Origin of the sequence: Streptomyces sp. NPDC005706 (assembly GCF_040631045.1) — a bacterium.
In the GTDB taxonomy this organism is placed as follows: Bacteria; Actinomycetota; Actinomycetes; order Streptomycetales; family Streptomycetaceae; genus Streptomyces.
The window spans coordinates 55,173-77,459 of record NZ_JBEXYS010000016.1; the positions used below are offsets into that span (position 1 = coordinate 55,173).

17 protein-coding genes, 1 tRNA gene, 1 other RNA gene and 3 pseudogenes are annotated in these 22,287 nt (G+C 75.1%); 10 read left to right on the top strand and 12 right to left on the bottom strand.

All coding sequences use genetic code 11. The features are described 5' to 3' along the window. Positions 1-21: 21 nt before the first annotated feature. The 4 genes from ABZ478_RS24310 to ffs all read right to left on the bottom strand — a co-directional run bounded on the left by ABZ478_RS24310 (position 22) and on the right by ffs (position 6,091). A complete protein-coding gene (locus ABZ478_RS24310; RefSeq protein ID WP_359552667.1) occupies positions 22-1,992 on the bottom strand; it encodes a hypothetical protein in 1,971 nt (656 codons plus the stop codon). 275 nt (positions 1,993-2,267) lie between these two features. After that, positions 2,268-3,518 carry a phosphoribosylamine--glycine ligase gene (gene purD / locus ABZ478_RS24315; protein WP_359552668.1) on the bottom strand — a complete coding sequence of 417 codons (1,251 nt, stop codon included), beginning with the start codon at positions 3,516-3,518 and terminating at the stop codon, positions 2,268-2,270. A gap of 98 nt (positions 3,519-3,616) precedes the next feature. Continuing rightward, entirely contained in the window at positions 3,617-5,911 is a 2,295-nt protein-coding gene (locus ABZ478_RS24320) for a DNA polymerase III subunit gamma and tau (protein ID WP_359552670.1), read from the bottom strand. An 81-nt stretch (positions 5,912-5,992) separates the two neighbouring features. Beyond that, positions 5,993-6,091: signal recognition particle sRNA small type (ffs, locus tag ABZ478_RS24325), an RNA gene on the bottom strand. 72 nt (positions 6,092-6,163) lie between these two features. Here ffs and ABZ478_RS24330 point away from each other — a divergent pair. Further along, a tRNA-Ser gene (locus ABZ478_RS24330) sits at positions 6,164-6,251 on the top strand. A gap of 387 nt (positions 6,252-6,638) precedes the next feature. Here ABZ478_RS24330 and ABZ478_RS24335 read toward each other — a convergent pair. Next, on the bottom strand, positions 6,639-6,995 hold the full coding sequence (locus ABZ478_RS24335) for a helix-turn-helix domain-containing protein (RefSeq protein ID WP_359552672.1): 357 nt from the start codon (positions 6,993-6,995) through the stop codon (positions 6,639-6,641). Between the two features lie 104 nt (positions 6,996-7,099). On the opposite strand from ABZ478_RS24335, the gene ABZ478_RS24340 reads away from it, so the two are divergent. The 3 genes and pseudogenes from ABZ478_RS24340 to ABZ478_RS24350 all read left to right on the top strand — a co-directional run. Then, complete coding sequence (locus ABZ478_RS24340) at positions 7,100-7,501, top strand: STAS domain-containing protein (RefSeq protein ID WP_359552674.1); 402 nt, start codon at positions 7,100-7,102, stop codon at positions 7,499-7,501. Positions 7,502-7,611: 110 nt separating this feature from the next. Beyond that, a pseudogene (locus ABZ478_RS24345) lies at positions 7,612-7,800 on the top strand (SpoIIE family protein phosphatase); the annotation flags it as partial. Positions 7,801-7,937: 137 nt separating this feature from the next. Beyond that, positions 7,938-8,477, top strand: a pseudogene (locus ABZ478_RS24350) (aldo/keto reductase); the annotation flags it as partial. 54 nt (positions 8,478-8,531) lie between these two features. On the opposite strand, the gene ABZ478_RS24355 reads toward ABZ478_RS24350, so the two are convergent. The 3 genes and pseudogenes from ABZ478_RS24355 to ABZ478_RS24365 form a co-directional block, all read right to left on the bottom strand. Continuing rightward, a complete protein-coding gene (locus ABZ478_RS24355) occupies positions 8,532-8,738 on the bottom strand; it encodes a hypothetical protein (RefSeq protein ID WP_359552842.1) in 207 nt (68 codons plus the stop codon). A gap of 65 nt (positions 8,739-8,803) precedes the next feature. Then, positions 8,804-9,037, bottom strand: coding sequence for a hypothetical protein (locus ABZ478_RS24360; RefSeq protein WP_359552676.1), 234 nt, complete (start codon positions 9,035-9,037; stop codon positions 8,804-8,806). 117 nt (positions 9,038-9,154) lie between these two features. Further along, positions 9,155-10,310: pseudogene (locus ABZ478_RS24365) on the bottom strand (MFS transporter). Between the two features lie 254 nt (positions 10,311-10,564). Here ABZ478_RS24365 and ABZ478_RS24370 point away from each other — a divergent pair. Continuing rightward, positions 10,565-13,366 carry a SpoIIE family protein phosphatase gene (locus ABZ478_RS24370; protein WP_359552678.1) on the top strand — a complete coding sequence of 934 codons (2,802 nt, stop codon included), beginning with the start codon at positions 10,565-10,567 and terminating at the stop codon, positions 13,364-13,366. A 26-nt stretch (positions 13,367-13,392) separates the two neighbouring features. Here the strand turns inward: ABZ478_RS24370 and ABZ478_RS24375 are convergent, their stop codons facing one another. From ABZ478_RS24375 to ABZ478_RS24390, 4 genes are all read right to left on the bottom strand, one after another. Then, complete coding sequence (locus ABZ478_RS24375; RefSeq protein WP_359552680.1) at positions 13,393-13,998, bottom strand: poly-gamma-glutamate hydrolase family protein; 606 nt, start codon at positions 13,996-13,998, stop codon at positions 13,393-13,395. Positions 13,999-14,020: 22 nt separating this feature from the next. Next, on the bottom strand, positions 14,021-15,844 hold the full coding sequence (locus ABZ478_RS24380) for a copper resistance CopC family protein (protein WP_359552682.1): 1,824 nt from the start codon (positions 15,842-15,844) through the stop codon (positions 14,021-14,023). A 145-nt stretch (positions 15,845-15,989) separates the two neighbouring features. Next, positions 15,990-16,586 carry a GNAT family N-acetyltransferase gene (locus ABZ478_RS24385; RefSeq protein WP_359552684.1) on the bottom strand — a complete coding sequence of 199 codons (597 nt, stop codon included), beginning with the start codon at positions 16,584-16,586 and terminating at the stop codon, positions 15,990-15,992. Continuing rightward, positions 16,579-18,723: a penicillin acylase family protein gene (locus ABZ478_RS24390; RefSeq protein WP_359552686.1), complete on the bottom strand. Its 2,145-nt coding sequence runs from the start codon at positions 18,721-18,723 to the stop codon at positions 16,579-16,581. Before ABZ478_RS24390 ends, ABZ478_RS24385 begins: the two co-directional genes overlap by 8 nt. Before the next feature lie 141 nt (positions 18,724-18,864). Here ABZ478_RS24390 and ABZ478_RS24395 point away from each other — a divergent pair, with 141 nt between their 5' ends. The 5 genes from ABZ478_RS24395 (at position 18,865) to ABZ478_RS24415 (ending at position 22,286) form a co-directional block, all read left to right on the top strand. Next, entirely contained in the window at positions 18,865-20,325 is a 1,461-nt protein-coding gene (locus ABZ478_RS24395) for an FG-GAP and VCBS repeat-containing protein (protein WP_359552688.1), read from the top strand. 55 nt (positions 20,326-20,380) lie between these two features. Further along, positions 20,381-20,983 carry an HhH-GPD-type base excision DNA repair protein gene (locus ABZ478_RS24400; RefSeq protein WP_359552690.1) on the top strand — a complete coding sequence of 201 codons (603 nt, stop codon included), beginning with the start codon at positions 20,381-20,383 and terminating at the stop codon, positions 20,981-20,983. A 67-nt stretch (positions 20,984-21,050) separates the two neighbouring features. After that, positions 21,051-21,719: an HdeD family acid-resistance protein gene (locus tag ABZ478_RS24405; protein ID WP_359552692.1), complete on the top strand. Its 669-nt coding sequence runs from the start codon at positions 21,051-21,053 to the stop codon at positions 21,717-21,719. Positions 21,720-21,796: 77 nt separating this feature from the next. Continuing rightward, the gene (locus ABZ478_RS24410) at positions 21,797-22,117 is read left to right on the top strand and encodes a hypothetical protein (RefSeq protein ID WP_359552694.1); all 321 of its coding nucleotides are present in this window, start codon (positions 21,797-21,799) and stop codon (positions 22,115-22,117) included. Between the two features lie 46 nt (positions 22,118-22,163). Further along, entirely contained in the window at positions 22,164-22,286 is a 123-nt protein-coding gene (locus ABZ478_RS24415) for a hypothetical protein (RefSeq protein WP_359552696.1), read from the top strand. Position 22,287: the final 1 nt, after the last annotated feature.

Sequence of the window (22,287 nt, forward strand, 5' to 3'; positions counted from 1 at the left end):
GGGCGGGCGCCGGGCGGAGGGTCAGACGAGCCGCACCGGCTTCTCCGGGCGTATCCCGGACGCGCTCAGCCAGTCGCGCAACGGGCCGGGGTCGCCCTCCTCGATCAGGCGCAGCACCTTGGGCCCGAGGTCGGCGGCCCGCTCGCCGTCCAGCAGCAGGGAGGGGCCGTCCAGCCAGTCGAGGGCGGGGGCCGCGCCGGCCGTGTCCACGGCGGCACAGCAGACCATCGCCGTGACGTGGTCGGCCAGCAGGTCGCGTCCGGTGCGCGGGGGCTGGAGCGGGAACAGCGGCAGGGCACCGTCGTCCCAGAGCGAGCTGTCCGGAAACAGCCCGGCGGCGGTCGCGCCCTTCGGCGCCACGGCCTCCTCCCGGGCCAGCTCGGCACTCAGTCCGGCGGCCAGGACCGCGCTGCGCTCGGTGCCGGGGTCGGTGTCGTCGTCCTCGGCGGCGGGGGTGTCGTCCTCGGCGGCGGCCGGCTCGGCGGGCGGCGTGGAGCGGCCGGTCGGGGCGGCGTCCACGCCGGTGGTGGCGGTGCCCGCCTGCGCGGCGGGTGTGTCCGCGGCGGCGGCCCGGTCGACGGCCGGGCCGGGGCGGTCCAAGGTGGCGTGGGGCTCGTCGCCGGCGACCGGTTCCCGCGCCGTCGCCCGGCCGCCGTCCAGGCTCCCGGACGGGCCGGACGCGGAGCCGATGGGCGGACGGCCGTGTTCCGTGAGGTGGTCCAGGACCCGGGCCAGCGTGGGGCCGCCCTGGCCGGGAGCGGTGGGGGCGGGCCGCACGCCGAGGGAGTCCAGGACCCGGTGCAGCCGTGCCGCGTGGGCGCGCCAGGTGCGGTCGACGACCTCCTCCGGATACGCCTGCCAGTCCACCGGCGCCCAGTCCGGGCCGATCTCGGCCGGGCCGCCGTGGAACAGGCGGGCGGCGAGCAGGGAGGCGGCCTCGTCCACCGCGCCGGGCTCCTCCAGGAGGTCGCAGGCGGGGCGCTCTCCGAGGCGGGAGGCGAAGCCCTCGGCCAGGCGGTCGCGCCGGGACAGCTCGGTCAGGGCGGACACGACACCCGCGTCCAGCCGGGAGGGCCAGCGGCCCATGCGCCAGGCGGGCAGCGCCACCTTGGTCAGCAGCCGGTCCCAGCCCGCGTAGGCGAGGCCGACCTGCTCCTGGGCGACGATCCGCAGCCCGTAGTCCACGGTCTGCGCGCGCTCGGCGGCGGCCGCGGCGACCCCGCGCTCCATCAGGGCCGCGTGCTCGCGGCAACCGCGCAGCATCAGGCGGGCGACCCAGCCGAGGGCCGCACACACGACCCGGGTCAGCGCGCAGCGGCCTGGCGTCGAGGCGACCGCCACCGCGGCGTCGAGACCGCGTACGAAGCGGCGGGCGGCGGCTATGTCCGGGTGCGCGGAGGGGCCCGTACCGGCGACCACCGGGGCGAGGACCGCGCGCAGTTCACCGACGCGCATCCACCACAGAAACGGGGAGCCGATGACGAGGACCGGGGCGGTGGCGTCCCGCCGCCGGCCGTCGAGGACCGGTCCGGGACCGGATCCCGCCGCTTCGTCGTGCGCCGGCCGCGGGGGCGGGCCGTGGGCCGGGTGGGCCCGGTCCTCCAGCCAGCTGTCGCAGTCCGGGGTGAGCGCTATGGCCGAGGGCGCGGGCACGTCGAGCCGGTCCGCGAGGTCGCGCACCAGCCGGTACAGGTCGGGGGCCGTCTTCTCGGCGACCGGGACCGTGGGACTCACGGCCGGCCGGGCACGGGCCACCACCAGCGCGACACCGGCCGCGGCCAGCAGTACGAGCGCGGCCGGCACGCCCACGGCCCAGCGGGCGGTGTCCCAGCCCGGGCCGGTGAGCCGGCCGGTGGCTCCGCCCGTCAGCAGGACCACCTCGACGGCCGCGGGCAGCAGGGCCACGCCCAGTGCCCGGCCGCGGACGCGCAGCACGGCCAGGGCCCACGAGCGCGCGGCCTGCGCGCCCGCCTCAACTCCGGTTCCGGTCATGATCGGACCTCACCCCCTCCCTGCCGATCCCGCGCTGTCCTGGCGTTGCTCACTCCCCCACTGTGGCACCCGTCACTGACATCGCAATGCCGGTGGGCCAAGTGCCGGAACGCTTGCGCCGCACCATAGTTGGGGCTCCGGCCCTAGTCAGCCGTATGGGGGATTGCTCACTCGATGGAATGGCTTTGGTCAGAGGTGGGTGACAGGCAGCAAGGATCAGGCCCCGGATTCGGGGTCCGGGGCCTGGGGTGTGCGGGAGGATCGGGGAGGGCCGGTCAGGCGCCCGCCACCCGTGCCGCGATGTCCGTGCGGTGCTGGGAGCCGTCGAGGCGGATGCGGTCCACCGCCCGGTACGCCCGCTCGCGGGCCCCGGCCAGGTCCTCGCCGGTCGCCGTGACCGAGAGCACCCGGCCGCCCGCGCTGACCACCGCGTCACCGTCCCGCTTCGTCCCGGCGTGCAGGACGTAGGCGTGCGGGGCGTCCTCGGCGGCCACCTCGTCCAGACCGGTGATGGGGTCGCCGGTGCGCGGGGTGCCGGGGTAGTTGTGCGAGGCGACGACGACGGTGACGGCCGCGTCCTCGCTCCAGCGCAGCGGCTCGAGGTCGGCCAGGGTCCCGTTCGCGGCGGCGAGCAGCACGCCGGCCAGCGGGGTCCGCAGACGGGCCAGCACGACCTGGGTCTCGGGGTCGCCGAAGCGGGCGTTGAACTCGATGACGCGCACGCCGCGCGACGTGATCGCGAGACCGGCGTACAGCAGCCCGGAGAAGGGGGTGCCCCGGCGCCGCATCTCGTCCACGGTCGGCCGCAGCACCGTCTCCAGCACCTCTTCGACCAGCTTGGGGTCCGCCCACGGCAGCGGCGAGTAGGCGCCCATGCCACCGGTGTTGGGGCCCTCGTCGCCGTCCAGGGCGCGCTTGAAGTCCTGGGCGGGCTGGAGCGGTACGACGGTCCGGCCGTCGGTGACGGCGAACAGCGACACCTCGGGACCGTCGAGGAACTCCTCGATGACCACCCTCTCGCAGGCCGCCGCGTGCTCCTTGGCGGCGGCGAGGTCGGAGGTGACCACGACGCCCTTGCCGGCGGCGAGGCCGTCGTCCTTGACGACGTAGGGCGCCCCGAAGGCGTCCAGGGCCTCTGCAGCCTCGGCCTCCGTGGTGCAGACGTACGACCGCGCGGTCGGCACCCCGGCCGCCGCCATCACGTCCTTGGCGAAGGCCTTGGAACCCTCGAGCTGCGCGGCCTCACCGGAGGGGCCGAACACCGGGATGCCCGCCTCGCGCACCGCGTCGGCCACACCGGCGACCAGCGGGGCCTCCGGGCCGACGACGACGAGGTCGGCCCCGAGGTCACCGGCCAGCGCGGCCACGGCCTTGCCGTCGAGCGCGTCGACCTGGTGCAGCTCGGCCACCTCGGCGATGCCGGCGTTGCCGGGTGCGCAGTGCAGGGCGGTGATGTCGGGGTCGAGGGACAGGGAGCGGCACAGGGCGTGTTCGCGGGCACCGCTGCCGATGACGAGGACCTTCACGGTGCTCAGCCTAATGGCAAGGTCGCCGAAGTCCGCCGGGCGGGTTTCCTGTGGGTTCCTACGAACGGCGGTCCGGACCCGCTGTCCGGGCGGCCCCGCTACTCGTGGGTGATCTCCTCCACCACCGTCGCCCCCAGCTCCCGCACGATCAGGCCTTGGCCGGACAGGGCGGACTCGTCGAGGTCGGGGTCGTCGTCCTCGGGGATGTCGTCCTCGGGCGCGACGGGGGGCGGCTCGGGGGCCCGGGCCGGCTGTGGGGCGGGGGCGGCCTGCGCCGGGGCGGCCGGAGCACCGCCCTGGGGCGAGGCGGGCGCGGGCGGGCCCGGCTGGGGTGCCGCGGGCCGGGGGGCGGCCGGGGCGCCGTAGCCGCCGGCGGGTGCGCCGCCGTAGCCCGCGCCACCGGCTCCGCCGCCTCCGCCGAAGCCCGGCGCGCCGCCGGGCGGCGGGGGCGCGGAGCCGCCCGAGGGGTCGACGACCGCCTCGATCTTCCACTGCACACCGAACTGCTCGGTCAGCGCCTGCCGCAGCACGTCCTCGCTGCCGCTGCTCGCGAAGTTGTCCCGGGCCCCGGCGTTGACGAAGCCGACCTGGAGGGTGGTGCCGTCGAAGCCGGTCACCTGGGCGTTCTGGCTGAGCAGGATCCAGGTGAAGCGACGGCGGTTCTTGACGGCCTCGAGGATGTTGGGCCAGAGCATGCGCGGGTCGGGCCCGCCGGCCTGGGGGGCCGCCGGGGCCGGGGCGCTCGCCGCGGGAGCCGCCGGAGCGGGCTGCTCCGGGCGCTGCGGCTGGGAGCGGGCCGGAGCTGCGCCACCCTGCTGCGCGCCCGTCGCGGCCGCAGTGGGCCACCCGCCGGGCCGCCGTCCGCCACCGGCCGCGGCGGCGGTCGGCCAGGCGCCGGGGGCCTGGGCAGCGGCAGGGGCATGGGCATGGGTAGGGGCCGAAGGTTCGGGGGCGGCGGGGGCGGGCGCAGGGGCCTGCACCACGGGTGCGGGAGCCGCCGGAGCGGGGGGTGCCACCGGAGCGGGTGCGGGGGCGGGGACCGGGGGCTCCCCGGCACCCGAGCCACCGGGGACACCGGCCCCGGCGGGCTGTCCGCCCGGTCCCCGTACTGCCGCGCGGGCCGCGGCGGGACCGCCGCCGGGCGCCACCGGCGCGCCACCGGGGGCCATGCCCGCGTGGGTGTCGGGACCGGGGACGTATCCCATGGCGGGCGCACCGCCGCCGCCCGAGAAGCCGACGCCGCGCTCCAGCCGGTCGAGACGGGCCAGGAGGGAGCGCTCGTCGCCGTAGGCGGCGGGGAGCATCACCCGGGCGCAGATCAGTTCGAGCTGCAGGCGCGGGGAGTTGGCGCCGCGCATCTCGGTGAGGCCGTCGTTGACGAGGTCGGCGGCGCGGCTCAGCTCGGCGGCGCCGAAGGTGGAGGCCTGTGCCTGCATGCGCTCCAGCACATCGGCCGGGGCGTCGATGAGCCCCTTCTCCACGGCGTCCGGGACCGCCGCCAGGATCACCAGGTCCCGCAGCCGCTCCAGCAGGTCGGCGACGAACCGGCGCGGGTCGTTGCCGCCCTCGATGATCCGGTCGACGACCTCGAAGGCGGCGGCCCCGTCACCGGTGGCGAAGGCCTCGACGACGGAGTCGAGCAGCGACCCCTCGGTGTAGCCGAGCAGAGAGGTGGCCGTGGCATACGTCACACCCTGCTCTCCCGCGCCGGCGAGGAGCTGGTCCATGACGGACATCGAGTCACGTACGGACCCGGCGCCGGCCCGCACGACGAGCGGCAGCACGCCTTCCTCGACCGGGATGTCCTCCCGGCCGCACACCTCGGCCAGGTAGTCCCGCAGAGTGCCCGGCGGGACGAGCCGGAAGGGGTAGTGATGGGTCCGCGACCGGATGGTCCCGATGACCTTCTCGGGCTCGGTGGTGGCGAAGATGAACTTGAGGTGCTCCGGGGGCTCCTCCACGACCTTCAGCAGCGCGTTGAAGCCCTGCGGGGAGACCATGTGGGCCTCGTCGATGATGTAGATCTTGTACCGGCTGCTCGCGGGCCCGAAGAAGGCCTTCTCGCGCAGCTCACGGGCGTCGTCCACACCGCCGTGGGAGGCCGCGTCGATCTCGATGACGTCGATCGACCCCGGCCCGTTCCTGGCCAGGTCCCGGCACGACTGGCACTCGCCGCACGGCGTCGGGGCGGGGCCCTGCTCACAGTTCAGGCAGCGGGCCAGGATGCGCGCGCTGGTGGTCTTCCCGCAGCCACGCGGCCCGCTGAACAGGTACGCGTGATTGACCCGGTTGTTCCGCAGCGCCTGCTGCAGCGGGTCGGTGACATGCTCCTGCCCGATGACCTCGCCAAAGGTCTCCGGGCGATAGCGGCGGTACAGCGCGAGAGACGACACGCATACGAGGTTATAGGCGCCCACCGACAACCCACCCCGTCCGAGGCTCCCGCCCGGACCCGGACCCGGCCCCGCCCCGCGAACGCAAGCGCCCCCCACGCACCCGCCAGAGCCGACCTACCCTTGCTGCCTTCCGGCCCTGGGGGAGTTCAGTCAGATAGCGCCGCGTGAGGGGCTGCGCCCACAGTACCCGATGGCGGCCTGCGAGAACGAGTTCGCGAGCACTCCCCTCGGTCATGTAATGTTCCTGGCGGAGGATTCGCCTAGAGGCCTAGGGCGCACGCTTGGAAAGCGTGTTGGGGGCAACCCCTCACGAGTTCGAATCTCGTATCCTCCGCCAGTGCCTCACCGGGCACGATGTCGAAGGGCCCCACTGTTCGCAGTGGGGCCCTTCGACGTTTTCCGTCTCAGTTTCCGTTCAGTTGGATTTTTCCTCGGAGCCGGGAGGCGTCCAGAGCGCGTCGCCGGCCTGCTGAGCGACCTTGCGGAGCATGACTCCCGTCACATGCATGTACCGCGCGCGCATGCAGCCCCGGCTGCGCTCCGCTGCGGGCGGCGCTCCTGCCTTCGGCCCGCTCCGCCCGCGCTGCGCCGACGCGCGCCCACTGATGGACAGGGCCGTTGGCCATGAGTCGATGACCGCAGAAAGCGGACCACGGTCAAGACGATGCCTCCGGCGGGGATCGGCCGGCACCGGGATGGAGGGGGCGCCGTTCCCGCCCGCGGGTCAGTGGTGGGTTGAGGAGGTATGCGCCATGATCGGCCCCGCCGCTTTGCCCCGATCGGTCTCATCCTGTACGAGCAGGGACAGCAGGGAGGCCACGGGAAGGCCGGCCTCTGCCGGATGGCGCAGCACCTTGTCGGGCTCGATGCGGTAGGTGTTCGTGCGCCCGTCCCGGGTGTGGGAGAGGTAACCGTCCTGCTCAAGGTCGGAGATGATGCGCTGGACGGCGCGTTCCGTGAGCCTGCAGCGAGCGGCGATGTCGCGGATCCGAACGTTCGGGTTGTCGGCGATGGCCGCAAGTACGCGCGCGTGGCTAGTGATGAACGTCCATCCGCTGTGGGGCTCGGGCACTCCAACCATGACCCGCATTTTAGGGGCGCCCATTGCTGAACCTAGTTACATGACATACTTTTCCGGTAACTGCTGGCGTGGTCAGTGCTGAAGCGCAGCGAGAAGGAGCCGAGGTGTCCTGGGATGAGGCCGTTATGCCAAAGCTCACGGGGAGCGTTGGAGGCAAACAGCGGTCGGGCCAGGCCAGCGAGCCCGGACCGGCGACTGCCTTGCACCAGTACGAGTGCTGCGGCGCCTGGGTGATTGCCGCTCACGGCTCCTATGACATGCACTCGATCCCGCCTCTAGCGGACGCACTGGACGCCGCTGCCAGGAAGCATCCGAAAGTGGTTCTGGACGCCTCCGACGTCGACTTCGCGGACTCGTCGTTCCTCAACCTGCTGATCCTTGCCCACCGAACGGGCACTCTGCGCGTGGCCGCGCCGCCGGAGCAGCTTCAGCGCCTGTTTGAGATCACCGGAACCGACACTGTCCTGGAGATACGAGAGACCGTGAACGACGCCGCCGTCTCCTGAGCCCTCTCCACCCGAGGTGCCGCACCCAAGCCGACTGGTGCGGGGTGACAGCAGACGTACCGGGACAGGCCTATGCCGCGCACCAGGCACTGGCCGCCTACTCCCGCGGCATGACCACTGGGCAGCTGATCTGCGTCTCGCTGGATACGGGTGCCTGTCAGCTCGTGAACGCCGGCCATCCCTGGCCCCTGCGGCTGCGCGACGGCCGGGTCGAGCGGATACCCCTCAAGGCCAACCTGCCGTTCGGTGTCCCCGCTCCGGTCAAGTACGGGGCCCAGGAGATGAGCCTTCGGCCGGGCGACCGCCTCCTGCTGATCACCGACGGCATGCAGGAACGCCGCGCCGCCACCGTCGACCTGCCCGCCATCCTGCTGGACACCCGCGACGAGCACCCCCAGAGAGGTGGTACGGGCGCTCACCGACGCGATCCACCGGGCGCCTGGAGGTGGAGGCCATCGGCCTGTACCAGCTGCACAAGCCCGACCCCGACGTGCCCTGGGCGGAATCCGTCGGCGCGCTGCGCGAACTGCTCGACTCCGGCACCATCCGCACCGCGGGTATCTCCAACGTGACCACCGGCCAGATCCGGGAGGCCCACGCCATCCTCGGCGACGCCCTGGTCTCCGTGCAGAACCAGTACTCGCCCGCCGTCCGTGACGCCGAGCCCGAGCTTCGGCTCAGCACCCGCCTCGGCCTGGCCTTCCTGCCCTGGAGCCCGTTGGGCGGCATCTCCCGCAGTTCCCTGGACGGCCCGTCCGGCTCGACCTCCGCCGGCACCGCCTTCCACCGCGTCGCCGCCGAACGCGGTGTCAGCCCGCAGCGGATCGCCCTGGCCTGGCTGCTGGCCCGCTCCCCGTCGGTCATCCCGGTACCGGGCGCAGGCCGCCCGGCTTCGATCCGGGACTCCGCCGAGGCCACGGCGGTCGAGCTCGACGCGGTGGAGCTGGCCGAACTGGAGGCCGCACTGCCCGCCTGAGCGATCGGCATCCTCCCGACGCCGCCCGTGAGCGCACCCGACGGCCGGCAGCCGTCAGTCGGCCGTCTCCGGGCCCCACCGCTGCGGCCCGGCTCCGCGCCAGTCGATCCACGTGGCCGCGGCCACGTCCGCCGGGTCGATCTCCAGCCCGGCCCGGCGGAGGAACTCGGCGATGTCGGCCATGTTGTGGGCCAGGCCGAGGAATTCCCCGTCCACGCGCACGCGTCGGCCTCCGGAGGGCGACGGCGGATGCACGCTCACGCGGATCGGCCCGGAGGCCGCGCCTTCGGACTCGTCCGGGACATCAGGGTCCGTGTTCCAGCGCGTCATCGGTGAAACCGCTCGTTCACGGGCCCGTCCGCCCGCCCCAGTTCACGAAGTTCCCACCACGCTGCGGGGCCGGGACGCCGGCGCCGCCAGTACGGATGGAAGAACGTCTGGGTCGACAGCCGGTACAGACGCCGGCGCAGGTCGGTGCGGCCAGGATGTCCGGCGAGCTGCCGGTACGTGGCGCTCCACTCCTTTTGAGCCTGCGCGAGGTCGTCGGGAAACGTTCGCATGACCGAATTCAATCACGTGTTCGATTTTCGTGACCACTGCGGCAGTCCGACTCGGCGGCACGGCCGGCGGGCGAATCGGCACCGGTACGGCACAGGACGAGCGAGCCGGGGCCCGCCTCACCCGCTTTGGGGCCGCTGCTCCCCCCGGCCACGGCGACGGGCGAGACCCAGCGCCGCGCCGAGGGCGAGCAGGGCGCCCAGGGCCGCGTAGCCGTGGGTGAGGGTGGTCCACGAGGCGACCACCGCGACCAGCAGGGGGCCTCCCGCGTCGCCGAGTTCACGGCCCAGTTCGGCGGCGCCCATGGTCTGGCCCAGACGTTCCGCCGGGGTCGAGGAGGCCAGGGCGGCGAAGCCCAGCGGGGTGATCAGCCCGGCGCCGGCGCCGATCAGGGCCGCCGCGGACAGCAACGCCGGCCAGGCCGGGCAGCATGGCGCAGCCCAGGCCGGCGGCCGCCAGCAGCAGACCCGCCGTGAGTCCGCTCCGCGCGGTGAGACGCCCCTCGTCCAGAGCCCGCCCGGCCTTCGGCTGGACGACCGCCGCGCACGCGGCCAGCACCGACACGGCGGCACCGGTGGCCACCGGGCCCAGCCCGGCGGCCCGGCCGGAGACCGGCAGGAACCCCACCCCGGCCGACAGCGCGGCGGTCGCCGCGGCCAGCGCGGACGTCGGGACGAGGAACGCCGGGTCGGTCAGCCGCCGGGCCAGGTCCAGTACCGTCTGCCGGGCCCTGGGCAGCGGGGCCACGACGGGTACCGCGGCCGCGGCCCAGACGGCGACCACCGCGCCCAGGACGGCGAGCACGCCGAAGAGCAGCCGCAGCCCGCCGACCCGGACCAGGACGCCGCCGAGCAGCGGACCCAGCGTGTAGCCGACGGACTTGCAGAAGCCGTAGCCGCCGAACGCGCGACCGTGCCCGGCCGCCGGGTTCAGCCGGGCGACGAGCGCGGCGGCGGACGGCGAGAACGCGGAGGCCGCGGCGCCCTGCCCGAGGCGCGCCGCCCAGAGCCGGCCGGGGCTGTCCACCACCGCGTACAGCGCGGACGCGGCGGCGAAGGCCACGAGCCCGCCGAGCAGGACCGGACGGGCGCCGATCCGGTCGGCGAGGGTGCCGAACACCGGCTTGAGGACGACCTCGGCGCCGTCGTAGAGGGCGAGCAGTCCACCCAGCACCAGCAGGGAGGTGACCGCGCCCTCGGTGTCACTGCCGAGGCTCGCGGCGATCCCGTGCGCGCCGAAGGCCGTGGTGAAGCCGGCCGCGTACAGCGGCCACATCCGCCGGGCCGACGCGGGCCGCGCGCTGCTCGCCCGGCTCATCCGAGACCCCTTTCCCGCCCTTCGGCAGCGGCACCTGCCGGCGCCGTCACACCGGGCCGGCGCTGCGGGGACCTCGACCGTACCCCGCTGAGGACCGGGCGGGGAGGCACGGCGTCACGAGGACGCCGGCACAGCCGCTGTGACGAGCGGTCCGGCCGGAGCAGGACGGCCTCGCCCGCTCTCGGGACGGCCAGTGGTGCTATCAAGGGGATATGGAGGTATTTTCCGGGCAGCCTCCGGGCTCGGCGCGGCACGCCTCCGCCGGGCGCCGGCGGAGGGGTCGTACCTCCCTGCTGGACCTGCGCACCGTGGCCGGGCAGGTGCTCCTGCTGCAGATCGTGGTCGTGGTGCTGCTGGTGCTGGCCGCGGTGGCGGCCGTGGTGCTCCAGGCGGCGCAGGACGCGCTGCGGGAGGGACGCCGGGCGTCGGTCGCCGCGGCCGAGACGTTCGCGAGTGCCCCCGGTGTGGCCAGGGCGCTGCAGAGCCGGGACCCGACGGCGTTGCTCCAGCCGAAGACCGAGGCGGCCCGCAAGCGCTCGGGCGTCGACTTCGTGGTGGCCATGAACACGGAGGGCATTCGCTACACCTATCCGTACCCGAGCGAGATCGGGAAGAAGTTCGTCGGCACCATCGGGCCGGCGCTGCGGGGGAAGACGGTCGTCGAGCAGGCCGGCGGGCCGCCGCTGCCGACGGGCGGGGGGACGGCCGTGCAGGCGGTGGTGCCGGTGACCGACGCGCGGGGCAAGGTCGTCGGGCTGGTCTCCGCCGGGATCACGGTCCGGAACGTGGCCTCGCTGTGGATGCCGCAGCTTCCGGTCACCCTGGGCGCCGCCGCGGTCGCGCTGACGCTGGGCGTGACCGGGTCGGCCCTGGTCTCCCGCCGGCTGCTGCGGCAGACGCGCGGCCTGGCCCCCGGCGAGCTGGCGGAGCTGTACGAGCACCACGAGGCGGTGCTGCACGCGGTGCGGGAGGGCGTGCTGATCACCGACGCCGAGGACCGGCTGCTGCTGGCCAACGAGGAGGCCACGCGGCTGCTCGGGCTGCCGGACGACGCGCGGGGGCGTCCGGTGCGGGAGCTGGACCTGCCGGAGCCGGTCCAGCGGCTGCTGGCCTCACCCGAGGCGGTCACCGACGCGGTGCATCTCGCGGGGGACCGGCTGCTTGCGGTGAACAAGCGGCCCACGTACCCGCGGACCGGGCGCCGGGGCAGCGTGGTGACACTGCGGGACACCACGGAGCTGGCGGCGGTCACCGGCCGGGCCGAGGTCGCGCGGCAGCGGCTGAAGCTGCTGTACGACGCCGGGGTGGGCGTCGGTACGACGCTGGACGTGGAGCGAACTGCCCAGGAGCTGGCCGATGTGGCGGTGCCGCGGTTCGCCGACCTGGTGACGGTGGACCTGCTGGACGCGGTGCTGCGCGGGTGGGAGCCGACGGCGGAGGGCTGGCGGCATCTGCGGCGCGCGGCGATCGCCGGCGAGCGGCGGAAGGTGCCGGTGTACCCGCTCGGTGATGTGATCGACTTCTCGCCCCTGGCCCCGCAGATGCGGACGCTGCAGGAGGGGCACGGCATGCTGGAGGCGGATCTGCGGAAGGCCCCCGGCTGGTGGGAGCAGGACCCGGAGCGAGCCCGGCGGGCCCTGGAGTGCGGGCTGCGTTCGCTGGTGACCGTGCCGCTGCGGGCGCGGGGCGTGCCGCTGGGCGTGGCGAACTTCTACCGGCGGCGCGAGTCGAAGCCGTTCGAGCCGGACGACCTCTCCTTCGCCGAGGAGCTGACCGCGCGGGCCGCGGTCGCCATCGACAACGCCCGCCGGTTCACCCGGGAGCACGCGATGGCGGTGACGCTGCAGCGCAGTCTGCTGCCGCGCGGGCAGCCGGAGCAGGACGCGCTGGAGGTCGCCTGGCGGTATCTGCCCGCGGAGGGCGGGGTGGGCGGCGACTGGTTCGACGTCATCCCGCTGCCCGGCGCCCGGGTGGCCCTGGTGATGGGTGACGTCGTCGGCCGCGGACTGCACGCGGCGGCGACGATGGGCCGGCTGCGCACCGCGGTGCACAACTTCGCCACCCTGGACCTGCCCGTGGACGAGGTGCTCGGGAACCTGGACGACCTGGTCGCCCGCATGGACAACGAGGAGGGCGCGCCCGAGGCCGCGGAGGGCCTGGAGGGAGGGGTGGTGACCGGGGCGACCTGTCTGTACGCGGTCTACGACTCCGTGACGGGCGCCTGCACCATGGCCCGCGCCGGGCACCCGGAACCGGTGCTCGTGACCCCGGACGGCACGGTCGCCTGCCCGGGCGTACCGGCATCGGCGCCGCTCGGCCTGGGTGGCTACCCCTTCGAGACGGCCGAGCTGACCCTGCCGGAGGGCTCACAGCTCCTGCTGTACACGGACGGTCTGGTGGAGGACCGCGGCCAGGACATCGACGTCGGCATGGAGCGGCTGCGCCGGGCGCTGGACGGGTTCGGGGACCGCACTCCGGAGGAGACCTGCCGGACGGTGATCGACACCCTGAAGCCGGCCCATTCCTCCGACGACATCGCGCTGCTGGCGGCCCGCACCCGGCGGTTCCCGCCCTCGCGGGTGGCCGAGTGGGACGTGCCGGCGGACCCGGCGCTGGTCCCGGCGGCGCGGGCGCGCTGCCGGGAGACGCTGCTGGAGTGGGGGCTGGAGGAGGCCGGGTTCACCACGGAGCTGATCCTCAGCGAGCTGGTCACGAACGCGATCCGGTACGGCTCTCCGCCGGTCACCGTACGGCTGCTGCGCGGACGCTGTCTGACCTGCGAGGTGTCGGACGGCAGCAGTACCTCGCCACGGCTGCGGAGGGCGGCGACGACGGACGAGGGCGGCCGGGGCCTGTTCCTGGTCGCGCAGTTCGCCCAGCGCTGGGGCACCCGGTACACCAGCCGCGGCAAGGTCATCTGGACGGAGCAGCAGCTGCACGACGGCGCGGCCTCCGCCGCCGGACACGTGCCGGTCGACTTCCTCCTCGAGCAGTTCGACGACCTGGAGCTGTGAGCCGGGCCGGGTGCCCGCGCGGCCGGTCAGCCGGGCCGCCGCGCCGTCAGCTCCCCGACCCCGGCGGCCAGGGCGTCCGCCACCGCTCGCGGGGGTGTCTCGGGCGCTCCCCGGGCCTTCTGCGGGCGCGAGGTCCGGGCGGCCAGCGGCAGTTCCACCTGCACGCCTCCCGCGCGGGTCAGGTTCACGGGGTTGCGCGGGTTGAGGCCCCGCAGTCCGGCCGGGACGAGCTCCAGATCCGTCACGGTGTCGAAGTCGGGGGCGAGCAGGGCGAGCGGGCGCCCGAGGAGCAGTGCCGCCGCGCGGTTGGCGCCGCCCAGGAAGACCGAGCGGGGGGCGTCGGGCCGCAGGTGGCCGTGCAGGGAGACGGTCAGGGACACATGGGAGAGGAACTTCCGCAGGGCCTCGCAGGGGGCTTCGGACATCCGGTGCGAGGGGATGTGGACCGGGGTGCCGGCGGGCTGGGTGAAGACCAGTGCGGTCGCTCCGGTGCGGGCCGCCACCTCGTGGGCCAGTTCCGCCGTACCGCCCTCCTTGGAGCCGTGCAGGGCCAGCAGGCCGATGTCCGACCGGACGGTCAGCGCGGCTTCGAACTCCACGCCCTCGATGACCACTCGCTCGCCGTGCTCCATCTCGCCCTCTCCCCCGGGACCGTCACCGCACCACCCGTACGGTCTTCGACACGGTCACCTGGTCCACGTCCGACACCCGCACCGTCACCCTCATGGTCCACGTTCCCGGGATCGGCAGGGCGAAGGAGTCGGCCGCCCAGTAGCCGCCGCGGTCGGTGACCTTGGCGTCCAGGGGGCCGACCCGCTGGGCGGGGAGGGTCATCGCGAGGCGGAGTTCGGGGACGGAGGCCAGGCCGCCGTCGGGGCCGTAGACCACCGCCTGGACGGAGTTCGTGCCGACCCGGCCGGCGTCGAGGGTGATCTGCACCTTGCCGTGGCCGCCGGGGGTGCCGACGTCGAACGGGATCGTGGTGACCGAGGCGGCCGGGATACCGGCCGGTGCGGCCGCCTCGGACCGCGCCGCCTCGGCCGCCGCCCGGCCCGGCAGGGTGCTGGTCAGGAGGGTGGTCAGGACGAGGACGACGACACCGGTGGCGAGTTCGGCCAGTACCGGGCGGCGCAGGTGGTGCGGGTCGGGAGCGGAGGGGATGTCCGGTCCGGGTTCCGGCCGGGGTTCGGCGGGCAGTGGCGGGCCGGTGGCCGGCTCGGGGACGCGGGCCGGGCGGGCCGCCGGGGCCGCAGCGGCCAGGCGGGCCGTCCAGCGCCGGGAGCGGGAGGCGGCGGCGAGGAGCAGCGCCACCGCCGCCAGCTTGGCCAGCAGGACGTGTCCGTACGTCGTGCCGGTGAGCGCCTCCAGGGAGCCCAGGCCCCGCCAGGACTGGTAGACGCCGGTCACCGCGAGGACCGTCACCGAGGCGAAGGCCAGACGGGAGAAGCGGGCGACGGTCCGCGCCACCGGCTCCGGCGCCCCCGCGGGAACGGGCTCCGCCGCGGTGTCCCGGCGCAGTGTCAGCAGCAGCGCGGCGAGGCCGCCCAGCCAGGCGGCCATGGCCAGCAGGTGCAGCGCGGCGGAGACGACGGCGACGGGTATCTGCGGCCCCGCCGAGGCGTGTTCGGCCGCCGCCCAGGTCAGGGCGAGGGCCACGGAGACGAGCGCGGCCGGGGCCGGCAGGGCCCGGCGGGGGACGCGCCGCCGCAGGCCCCCGCGCAGGAGCGCAACGCAGGCCGCCGCCAGGAGCAGCAGGGTCAGGCGGGCGAGCAGGAGTTCACCGGGCCGGGTCGTGGCCGTGCGGGTGAGCGAGGACAGCGCGAACGCCCGTGCGGGGGAGGTGCCTTCCTCGTAGGGCGCCCTCAGCAGGAAGAGGGCGGCGGTCGAGGCGAGCAGGACCCACCAGGCGGCCAGTGCCGGACGGTACAGCCGGGCCCGGCCGGGCGGGCGGCAGTACGCCACGAACGCCACCGTGCCGAGCAGGAGCGCCACGGACAGGTAGGCGAGGTAGCGCGCGATGTCGTAGAGGCTCGTCGTCGCCCGGTTCTCCGCGCGGTCCGGGAGCGGGGCGGCCGGTGCGGCCGTGCGCTTGCCCACCGAGAAGGTGAGGGCCCCGGACACCGGGTGGCTGTCCGCCGAGACCACCCGCCAGGTCACCGTGTAGGTACCGGTGGCGAGCCTGGCGGGCAGCGGGACGCGGGCCGTGTCGGAACGGCCGGGGGCGTGGCCGGCCTCGCCGGTGCGCAGGCGGTGGTTCTCCGGGTCGTAGACGCGGAACGAGTCGGTGAGCAGGCCGACGGACTCCGTGAAGGTCAGCGTCACCCGGCGCGGGGCGGACTTCAGGACGGTGCCGTCGGCGGGGTCGGTCCCGCGCAGGGCCGCGTGGGCCGAGGCGGGAGCCGCGGTGCCGAGCAGGATCAGGAGCAGGCCCGTGCCGAGCACGGTCAGCCGCCGCAGCCACCGGTGTGCGTCGCGCACCTCACCCCTCCGTCCACCGGCCCGGGCGGCCGCATGCGCCCCGGGTACGTCAGCCCTGCGCATACGTACGCGGCGATCGGCCACCGTGCTCACCGCACCGGCCGCCCGGTGTGTCCGGACGCACGGTACTCGGCCGGGCGGCGGGTCAGGCCGGATGGTCCGGGAAGGCCGTCTCCCGCTCCAGGAAGGCCAGTCGGGCGTGCTTCTCGGGCAGGTACACGTCGGGGACGTCCACCTCGGGCAGGACGACGGCGGGTCCCTGCTCGAAGCCCTCGCGCCGGAAGCGTTCGACCGCCCTGGTGTTGCGGACGTCCGGGTCGACCACGATCCGGCGGCGGCCGAGCCCCAGCAGGGCGTACGCCGTGACCCCGGTCAGCAGGGCCGAGGTCCAGCCGGGGCGCCGGCCGGCGGGTCCGGCGGGGGCGAGGAGGACGTGGACACCGATGTCGCCGGGGCGGACTTCGTAGGTCTCACCGACCCGGTCGGCGCCGGGTTCGTAGGTCTGCAGCAGGGCGGCCGGTTCACCGTCCTTGGTGACGAGGTGGGCGTGGTGGGTGTCGAGGGCCGCCATGTGGGCGTAGACCCCGGCCACTTGGGCGCGGGTCAGACCGGTCATGCCCCAGAACGCGGCGCGCTCCTCGCTCACCCAGGCGTGCAGCAGCCGCGCGTCGCCCGCCGGGTCGAGGGGGCGGACGCGGACGGTGCCGTAGCCGTCGATGTGCCGTTCGAACAGGTCAGACATCGTTCTCCTGGTTGTCTTCGGGGGTGAGCAGGGCCCAGTCGGTGACGACCGGGGCGAGTTCCCCCTCGAGCCACAGGGGGAGCTGGTCGCGGTGGTGCGGTGCGCCGGGGACGCCGTCGGCGCCGAAGGGGACCACCCAGCGGCTGTCCTCGCGGCGGGCGAGGTCCCAGACGTAGCGGGCGGCCGGGCCGCGGGCGGCGAGGTCGGTGAGGCCGGGTACGGCCGAGGTGCACAGCACGCAGTCGTGGTCGCCGGCCAGGCCCGGTTCCGGGTACGGCTCCTCCCCCGGCAGCGCCTTCCAGGGGGCGAGCCGGTGGGTGTCCGACCAGGTGCCGGCCGGCTGCGCGGCGGCGGTCGCCGTCAGGGCGTCCCGTACGACGTCGTCCCGGTCGACGCCGTACAGCTCCTCGGCCGTCAGCAGGTGTTCGAGGGCGTGGCCGACGCGCGGGACGAGGGCCAGCCAGGGGAGCAGGACCTCGGGGTAGGCGGGCGGTTCGGTGAGGGCGGCGAACGCCGGGTGGGCGGCGAGCCCGCGGACGACCGCCGTGCGGACCGCGGCGTAGGCCGCGGCGCCGGTGCTGCCGGCGTCCATGCGGCGGTCCCAGGCCAGCAGCCGGTCGCGGAGGCGGGCCGCCTCGGGGGTGAGGCCGTCGAGTGCGGCGACGCGGTCGAGGAGCGGGCCGGCCGAGGCGAGGTGGGTGTCGGTGTGGACGGTGTGCAGGTCGGCGGCGGACCAGGTGGGGCGCTCCTGGAGCAGGGAGCGGATGCGGTCGGCGCGGTGCGGCGGCGCGAACTCGACGCCGAGCGGGGCGGCCGGGCCGCGCTGGTTGGCCATCACGGCGATGCCGTCGGTCAGGGAGGCGTACGGCGTCTCGTGCCACCCGCGCCACTCGTGGCCCGGGCGCCAGGCGGGGACCACCCGGACCCGGTTCTCCGCCGCGCGCACGGGGACGCGGCCGGCGACCCGGTGCAGCAGACCGCCCTCGGTGTCGGCGGCCTGCACGACGTTGACCGGCTCGGCCCAGCCGTCGAGCGCCCGGTCGACGTCGCCGACCCGGCGGGCACGCAGCAGGGGGAGCAGGCAGCCGAAGCCGAGGTCCTCCGTGACGCGGGGCGGGTAGCGCAGGGCGAGGGCGGTGGGCGGCCCGGCCGGGCCGGTGCCGTCGGCGGCGTTCCGGCTGTTCGGCGGGGCGGCCGTGACGCCCGCCTCCAGACCCTCCGGGCCGCCGGCGATCACCGGTCCCCGCTCGGTCTCCAGCACCTCGATCCCGACCGGGGCCTCCCCGGCGACCTCCACGGTCTCCGTGTGCCGCAGTGCCCGGCGCCAGATCCCGTCGGAGCCGAGGGCCTCCACGCCCGCGCCGGTGCGCCGCAGCCGCTCCCGGTAGACGTCCTGGTAGTCGGCCATGGCGTTGGTGATGGCCCAGGCGACGGTGCCGGTGTGGCCGAAGTGGGCGATGCCGGGGACGCCGGGGACGGCGAGGCCGACGACGTCGAACTCCGGGCAGGACAGGCGGATCTGCTGGTAGACGCCCGGGTCCTCGATGAAGCGGTGCGGGTCACCGGCGACGATGGGCCGCCCGGTGTCGGTGCGGTCGCCGGACAGGAGCCAGCCGTTGCTGCCGGCGGTGCCGGGGCCGTCGGTGGCGAACAGGCCGGCCGCTTCGGGGCCGAGGTGCCGTATCGCCTCCTCGCGCCACAGCTTGGCCGGGAAACCGGCGAACAGGATGTGCGTGGCGAGCCAGACCCCGAGCGGGGTCCAGGGCTCCCAGTGGCCCGGGGCGAGGCCGGACCGCGCGAACTCGGGTGCCCGGCGGACGCCGTCCGCCAAGCCCTCGTTGACGCCGTCGACGTACGCCCGGACCCAGTCCGCCGTCTCGGGGTCCCGGCTCTCCAGCGCGCCGAAGCAGCGCCGGGCGGTGTCGTCGAGGCGGGCGCGGCGGACGAACACGTCCCAGGGGAGGGCGGCCGCGCCCAGGAAGGAGGCCGAGGTGCCCCGGGCCCGGTGCCGCTCGACCTCGAGCTGCCAGGCGCGGTCCAGGGCGGTCGCCCGGCCCTGGGCGCGGGCCAGGGCGCGGGCGTCGGCGGCCCGCAGATGGGGGATGCCCCAGGCATCGCGGTGGATCTCGCTGGTCACCTCGGAGCACCTCTTCATTTTAGGTAAGCCTTGCCTAAGTTGATGCGGGCATCGTACGCGAGGCCCGGCGGCCCTGGGAGGGCAACCTTTCGCGGGGTCCACGGGTCCAGTGGGCAGCGTTCACCGAGTCGAGGAGTCCCGTTGCGCAGAGCCGTCACCGCGGCCGCCGTGCTGGCCGCGGTCGCCGCCGTCCCGTTCACCCCGGTGGCCTCCGCCGCCGCGCCCTACAAGGGGGCCAACACCGCCGCCGTCCAGGACGACTTCAACGGCGACGGGTACCGCGACCTGGTCGTCGCAGCGCCCTACGCCGCCAACGGGAGCGTCGAGGCGGCCGGGGCCGTGGTCGTGCTGTACGGCTCGTCCGGCACGGTGAGCGCCGCCCGCCGTACGGTGATCACCCAGGCGACGGCCGGTGTTCCGGGCGACCCGGAGGACCACGACCGGTTCGGTGAGACGGTCGCCGCCGGCGACCTGGACCGGGACGGTTACGCCGACCTGATCGTCGGCACCCCGCACGAGGACGTCGGCGCCAAGGCGGCGCGGGGTTCCGTGACCGTCGTGTGGGGCGGGCCGAACGGGCTGAAGGGCGCCACGAGCATCGCCCCGCCGGCCGGATACGGGCAGGGCATGACGTACTGCCGCTTCGGGATGTCCCTGGCCACCGGTGACATGGACGGGGACGGCGCACCCGAGCTGAGCGTCGGTTCCGGCTGCGAGGGCGCCTCGTACACCGGCCCGTTCGCCCGCACCGGCGCGGCGGCCGCCGTCTCCCGGCAGACGGTCACGGGGGAGACCAGAGGCGTGGTCATGGGCGATGTGAACGGCGACGGGCGCGCCGAGCGGTTCTGGCTGCCCGGGCCCACGGACGGCGACCTGCGCGGCCCGGTCTGGGTGGACACCGGCAGCTCCGCCCCGGCGAAACTGCCGTACGCCGACGGCCACGCCGGCCGGGTCGGCGACCTGAACGGCGACGGCTACGGCGACCTGGTCACCGGCATCTCGGAGGACGAGTCCCTCGCGAACGAGACCGGAGCGGCCCACCGGGGCGGTGAGATCCAGGTCCTCTACGGCGGCCCGCAGGGCATCACCGCGGGACAGCACCCCCAGGTGTTCCATCAGAACACCGCGGGCGTTCCCGGCACGGCTGAGGACGGCGACGAGTTCGGGCAGTCCCTCGCCGTCGGCGACGTCAACGGCGACCACTACGCGGACGTCCTCGTCGGCTCCCCCGGTGAGGCGGTCGGCACGCGGTCGCGGGCCGGGACCGCCGTCCTGCTCCGCGGCTCCGCCTCCGGACTGACCACGGCCAAGGCCGTCGGCTACACCCAGGACACGGCCGGTGTGCCGGGCGCGGTCGAGACCGGTGACGCGTTCGGCGCCGCCGTCCACCTGGCCGACCTGGACAAGGACGGCAAGGCCGAGACGGTCGTCGGCGCGCCCACCGAGAACAGCGACGGCTGCGTCTGGGTCGCCCGCGGCTCGGTCTCCGGGCCCGTGCCGAGCGGATCGTTCAACGTCTGCGGCAGGAGCGCCGGCATCAGCACGTACGAGGTGAAGGGCTACTTCGGCGCGGCGACCACCAGCGTCCACGTCGAGATGTGACCGCGCCCGGCGCCGCCCGGCTGCGCCGGACTCGGCGCCGGGGCACCATCGACCCATGGACGCGACCGTGCACCTCGCCCAGGACCCCGAGGCCGACGCCCTGCTCGGGCGCAGCCCGCTCGCCGCGCTGACCGGGATGCTGCTGGACCAGCAGATCCCGATGGAGTGGGCGTTCAAGGGCCCGGCGACCATCGCGCGCCGGATGGGCGCCCGGGACCTGGACGCCCACGAGATCGCGGCCATGGACCCGGAGGCGTTCGCCGCGCTGCTCTCCGAGAAGCCCGCCGTGCACCGCTACCCCGGCTCGATGGCCAAGCGGATCCAGCAGCTGTGCCAGTACCTGGCCGAGCACTACGACGGTGACGCCGAGGCCGTCTGGCGGGACGCCGGCGACGGGGCCGCGCTGCTGAAGCGGCTGGAGGACCTGCCCGGGTTCGGCAGGCAGAAGGCGCAGATCTTCCTGGCGCTGCTCGGCAAGCAGCTGGGCGTGCGGCCCACCGGCTGGCGGGAGGCGGCGGGGGCGTACGGGGAGGAGAGGTCCTTCCGGTCCGTCGCCGACATCACCGGGCCCGAGTCGCTGGCGAAGGTACGGGCGCACAAGCAGGAGGCGAAGGCGGCGGCCAAGGCCGCCAAGGCGGCGAAGACCGCGGGGAAGTAGAGCTGGAGCTCAGCCGGATGGTCCCGCCCGGGTGGCGGGGCCGCCCGGGACGATCCGAGCATGAACCATGACCGAGGCACCCAGCGGCGGCCCCTCCTGGGACCGTGAGTACGACGACCGCAGCGTCCACGGGGGCCATGCCCCGCAGGGACACCACGAGCCCGAACCACCCCTCGAAGGCCCCCTGCACGCCCTCTCCCGGGCCGCCTGGCAGGTCGTCCTCGGCACCGGGATCGCCTCGCTGATCCTGGGCATCCTGGTGCTGATCTGGCCGGGGCCCTCCCTGCTCGTCGCCGGGGTGCTGTTCGGGCTCTACCTCGTCATCAGCGGCGTCTTCCAGCTCGCCGCCGCCTTCGGCACCCACCAGCGGACCTCGCTGCGCGTGCTCGCCTTCATCAGCGGCGCCCTGTCGATCCTGCTGGGCCTGTTCTGCTTCCGCGGGCCGATGCAGTCGTCCCTGCTGCTCGCCCTGTGGATCGGCATCGCCTGGGTGATCCGGGGCATCACCCAGACCCTGGCCGCCGCCTCCGACTCCCGTATGCGCGCCCGGGGCTGGCAGATCTTCCTCGGGATCGTCACGTTCGTCGCCGGCATCGTGCTGATCGACTCGCCCTTCACCTCGGTCGCCGTGCTGACCCTGGTCGCCGGCTGGTGGCTGGTGATCGTCGGCATCGTGGAGATCGTCACCGCGATCCGCGTCCGGGGCATGGCCCGGCAGGTCCCGCGCACGGTGTGAGGCCGGCGGTACGCCGAACGGGCGTATCCCGGGCGGGGCGGGATGCGGCGGGGTGGCCGGGCGGGCACAGACCCGGTGTGAGCAGGACCGCGCGCATCCCCCGCAGCCGTACCTGGCTGCGGGTGCTCGTGCTGCTCCTGGCGGTGTGGGTGCCCGGCGCCCATGTGCAGGCCCAGCCGGCGCCCGCCCCGGCCGCGTCGGCGGGCACCTCCGAGCACGACCACCTGGACACCCTGCCGCGGCCGCCCGCCCGCGTCTCCCACCCGGCCGGGGCCCCCGAACGCCCCGCGCCGCTGCCCGGGCCGGCGCCCGCCCCCGCGGCGGCGCCCCCGGGCCATGCCGTGCCACGGCCGCCGGGCGCCGTACCCCTGCTGCGCACGGTGGTCCTGCGCTGCTGACCGGGCCGCTCCCCCCGGCCCAGTCAGCTCCGGACGAGGAACGACCATGCCCACTGACCCGTACGCGGTCCTGCGCGCCCTGCTGCGCGCGGAGGCCAGGCGCAGCGCGCCGGCCCGGCCGAAGGACACGAACCCACGACCGCAGGGGCCGCAGGAGGACGGCCGCTGAT

Bases quoted from the DNA above. Each gene is read 5' to 3' on its own strand.
- ABZ478_RS24360 (WP_359552676.1), bottom strand. From the start codon at position 9,037: ATGCGAACGTTTCCCGACGACCTCGCGCAGGCTCAAAAGGAGTGGAGC.
- ABZ478_RS24385 (WP_359552684.1), bottom strand. From the start codon at position 16,586: ATGTCTGACCTGTTCGAACGGCACATCGACGGCTACGGCACCGTCCGC.
- ABZ478_RS24400 (WP_359552690.1), top strand. From the start codon at position 20,381: ATGGACGCGACCGTGCACCTCGCCCAGGACCCCGAGGCCGACGCCCTG.
- ABZ478_RS24335 (WP_359552672.1), bottom strand. From the start codon at position 6,995: ATGGTTGGAGTGCCCGAGCCCCACAGCGGATGGACGTTCATCACTAGC.
- ABZ478_RS24370 (WP_359552678.1), top strand. From the start codon at position 10,565: ATGGAGGTATTTTCCGGGCAGCCTCCGGGCTCGGCGCGGCACGCCTCC.
- ABZ478_RS24415 (WP_359552696.1), top strand. From the start codon at position 22,164: ATGCCCACTGACCCGTACGCGGTCCTGCGCGCCCTGCTGCGCGCGGAG.
- ABZ478_RS24375 (WP_359552680.1), bottom strand. From the start codon at position 13,998: ATGGAGCACGGCGAGCGAGTGGTCATCGAGGGCGTGGAGTTCGAAGCC.
- ABZ478_RS24405 (WP_359552692.1), top strand. From the start codon at position 21,051: ATGACCGAGGCACCCAGCGGCGGCCCCTCCTGGGACCGTGAGTACGAC.
- ABZ478_RS24310 (WP_359552667.1), bottom strand. From the start codon at position 1,992: ATGACCGGAACCGGAGTTGAGGCGGGCGCGCAGGCCGCGCGCTCGTGG.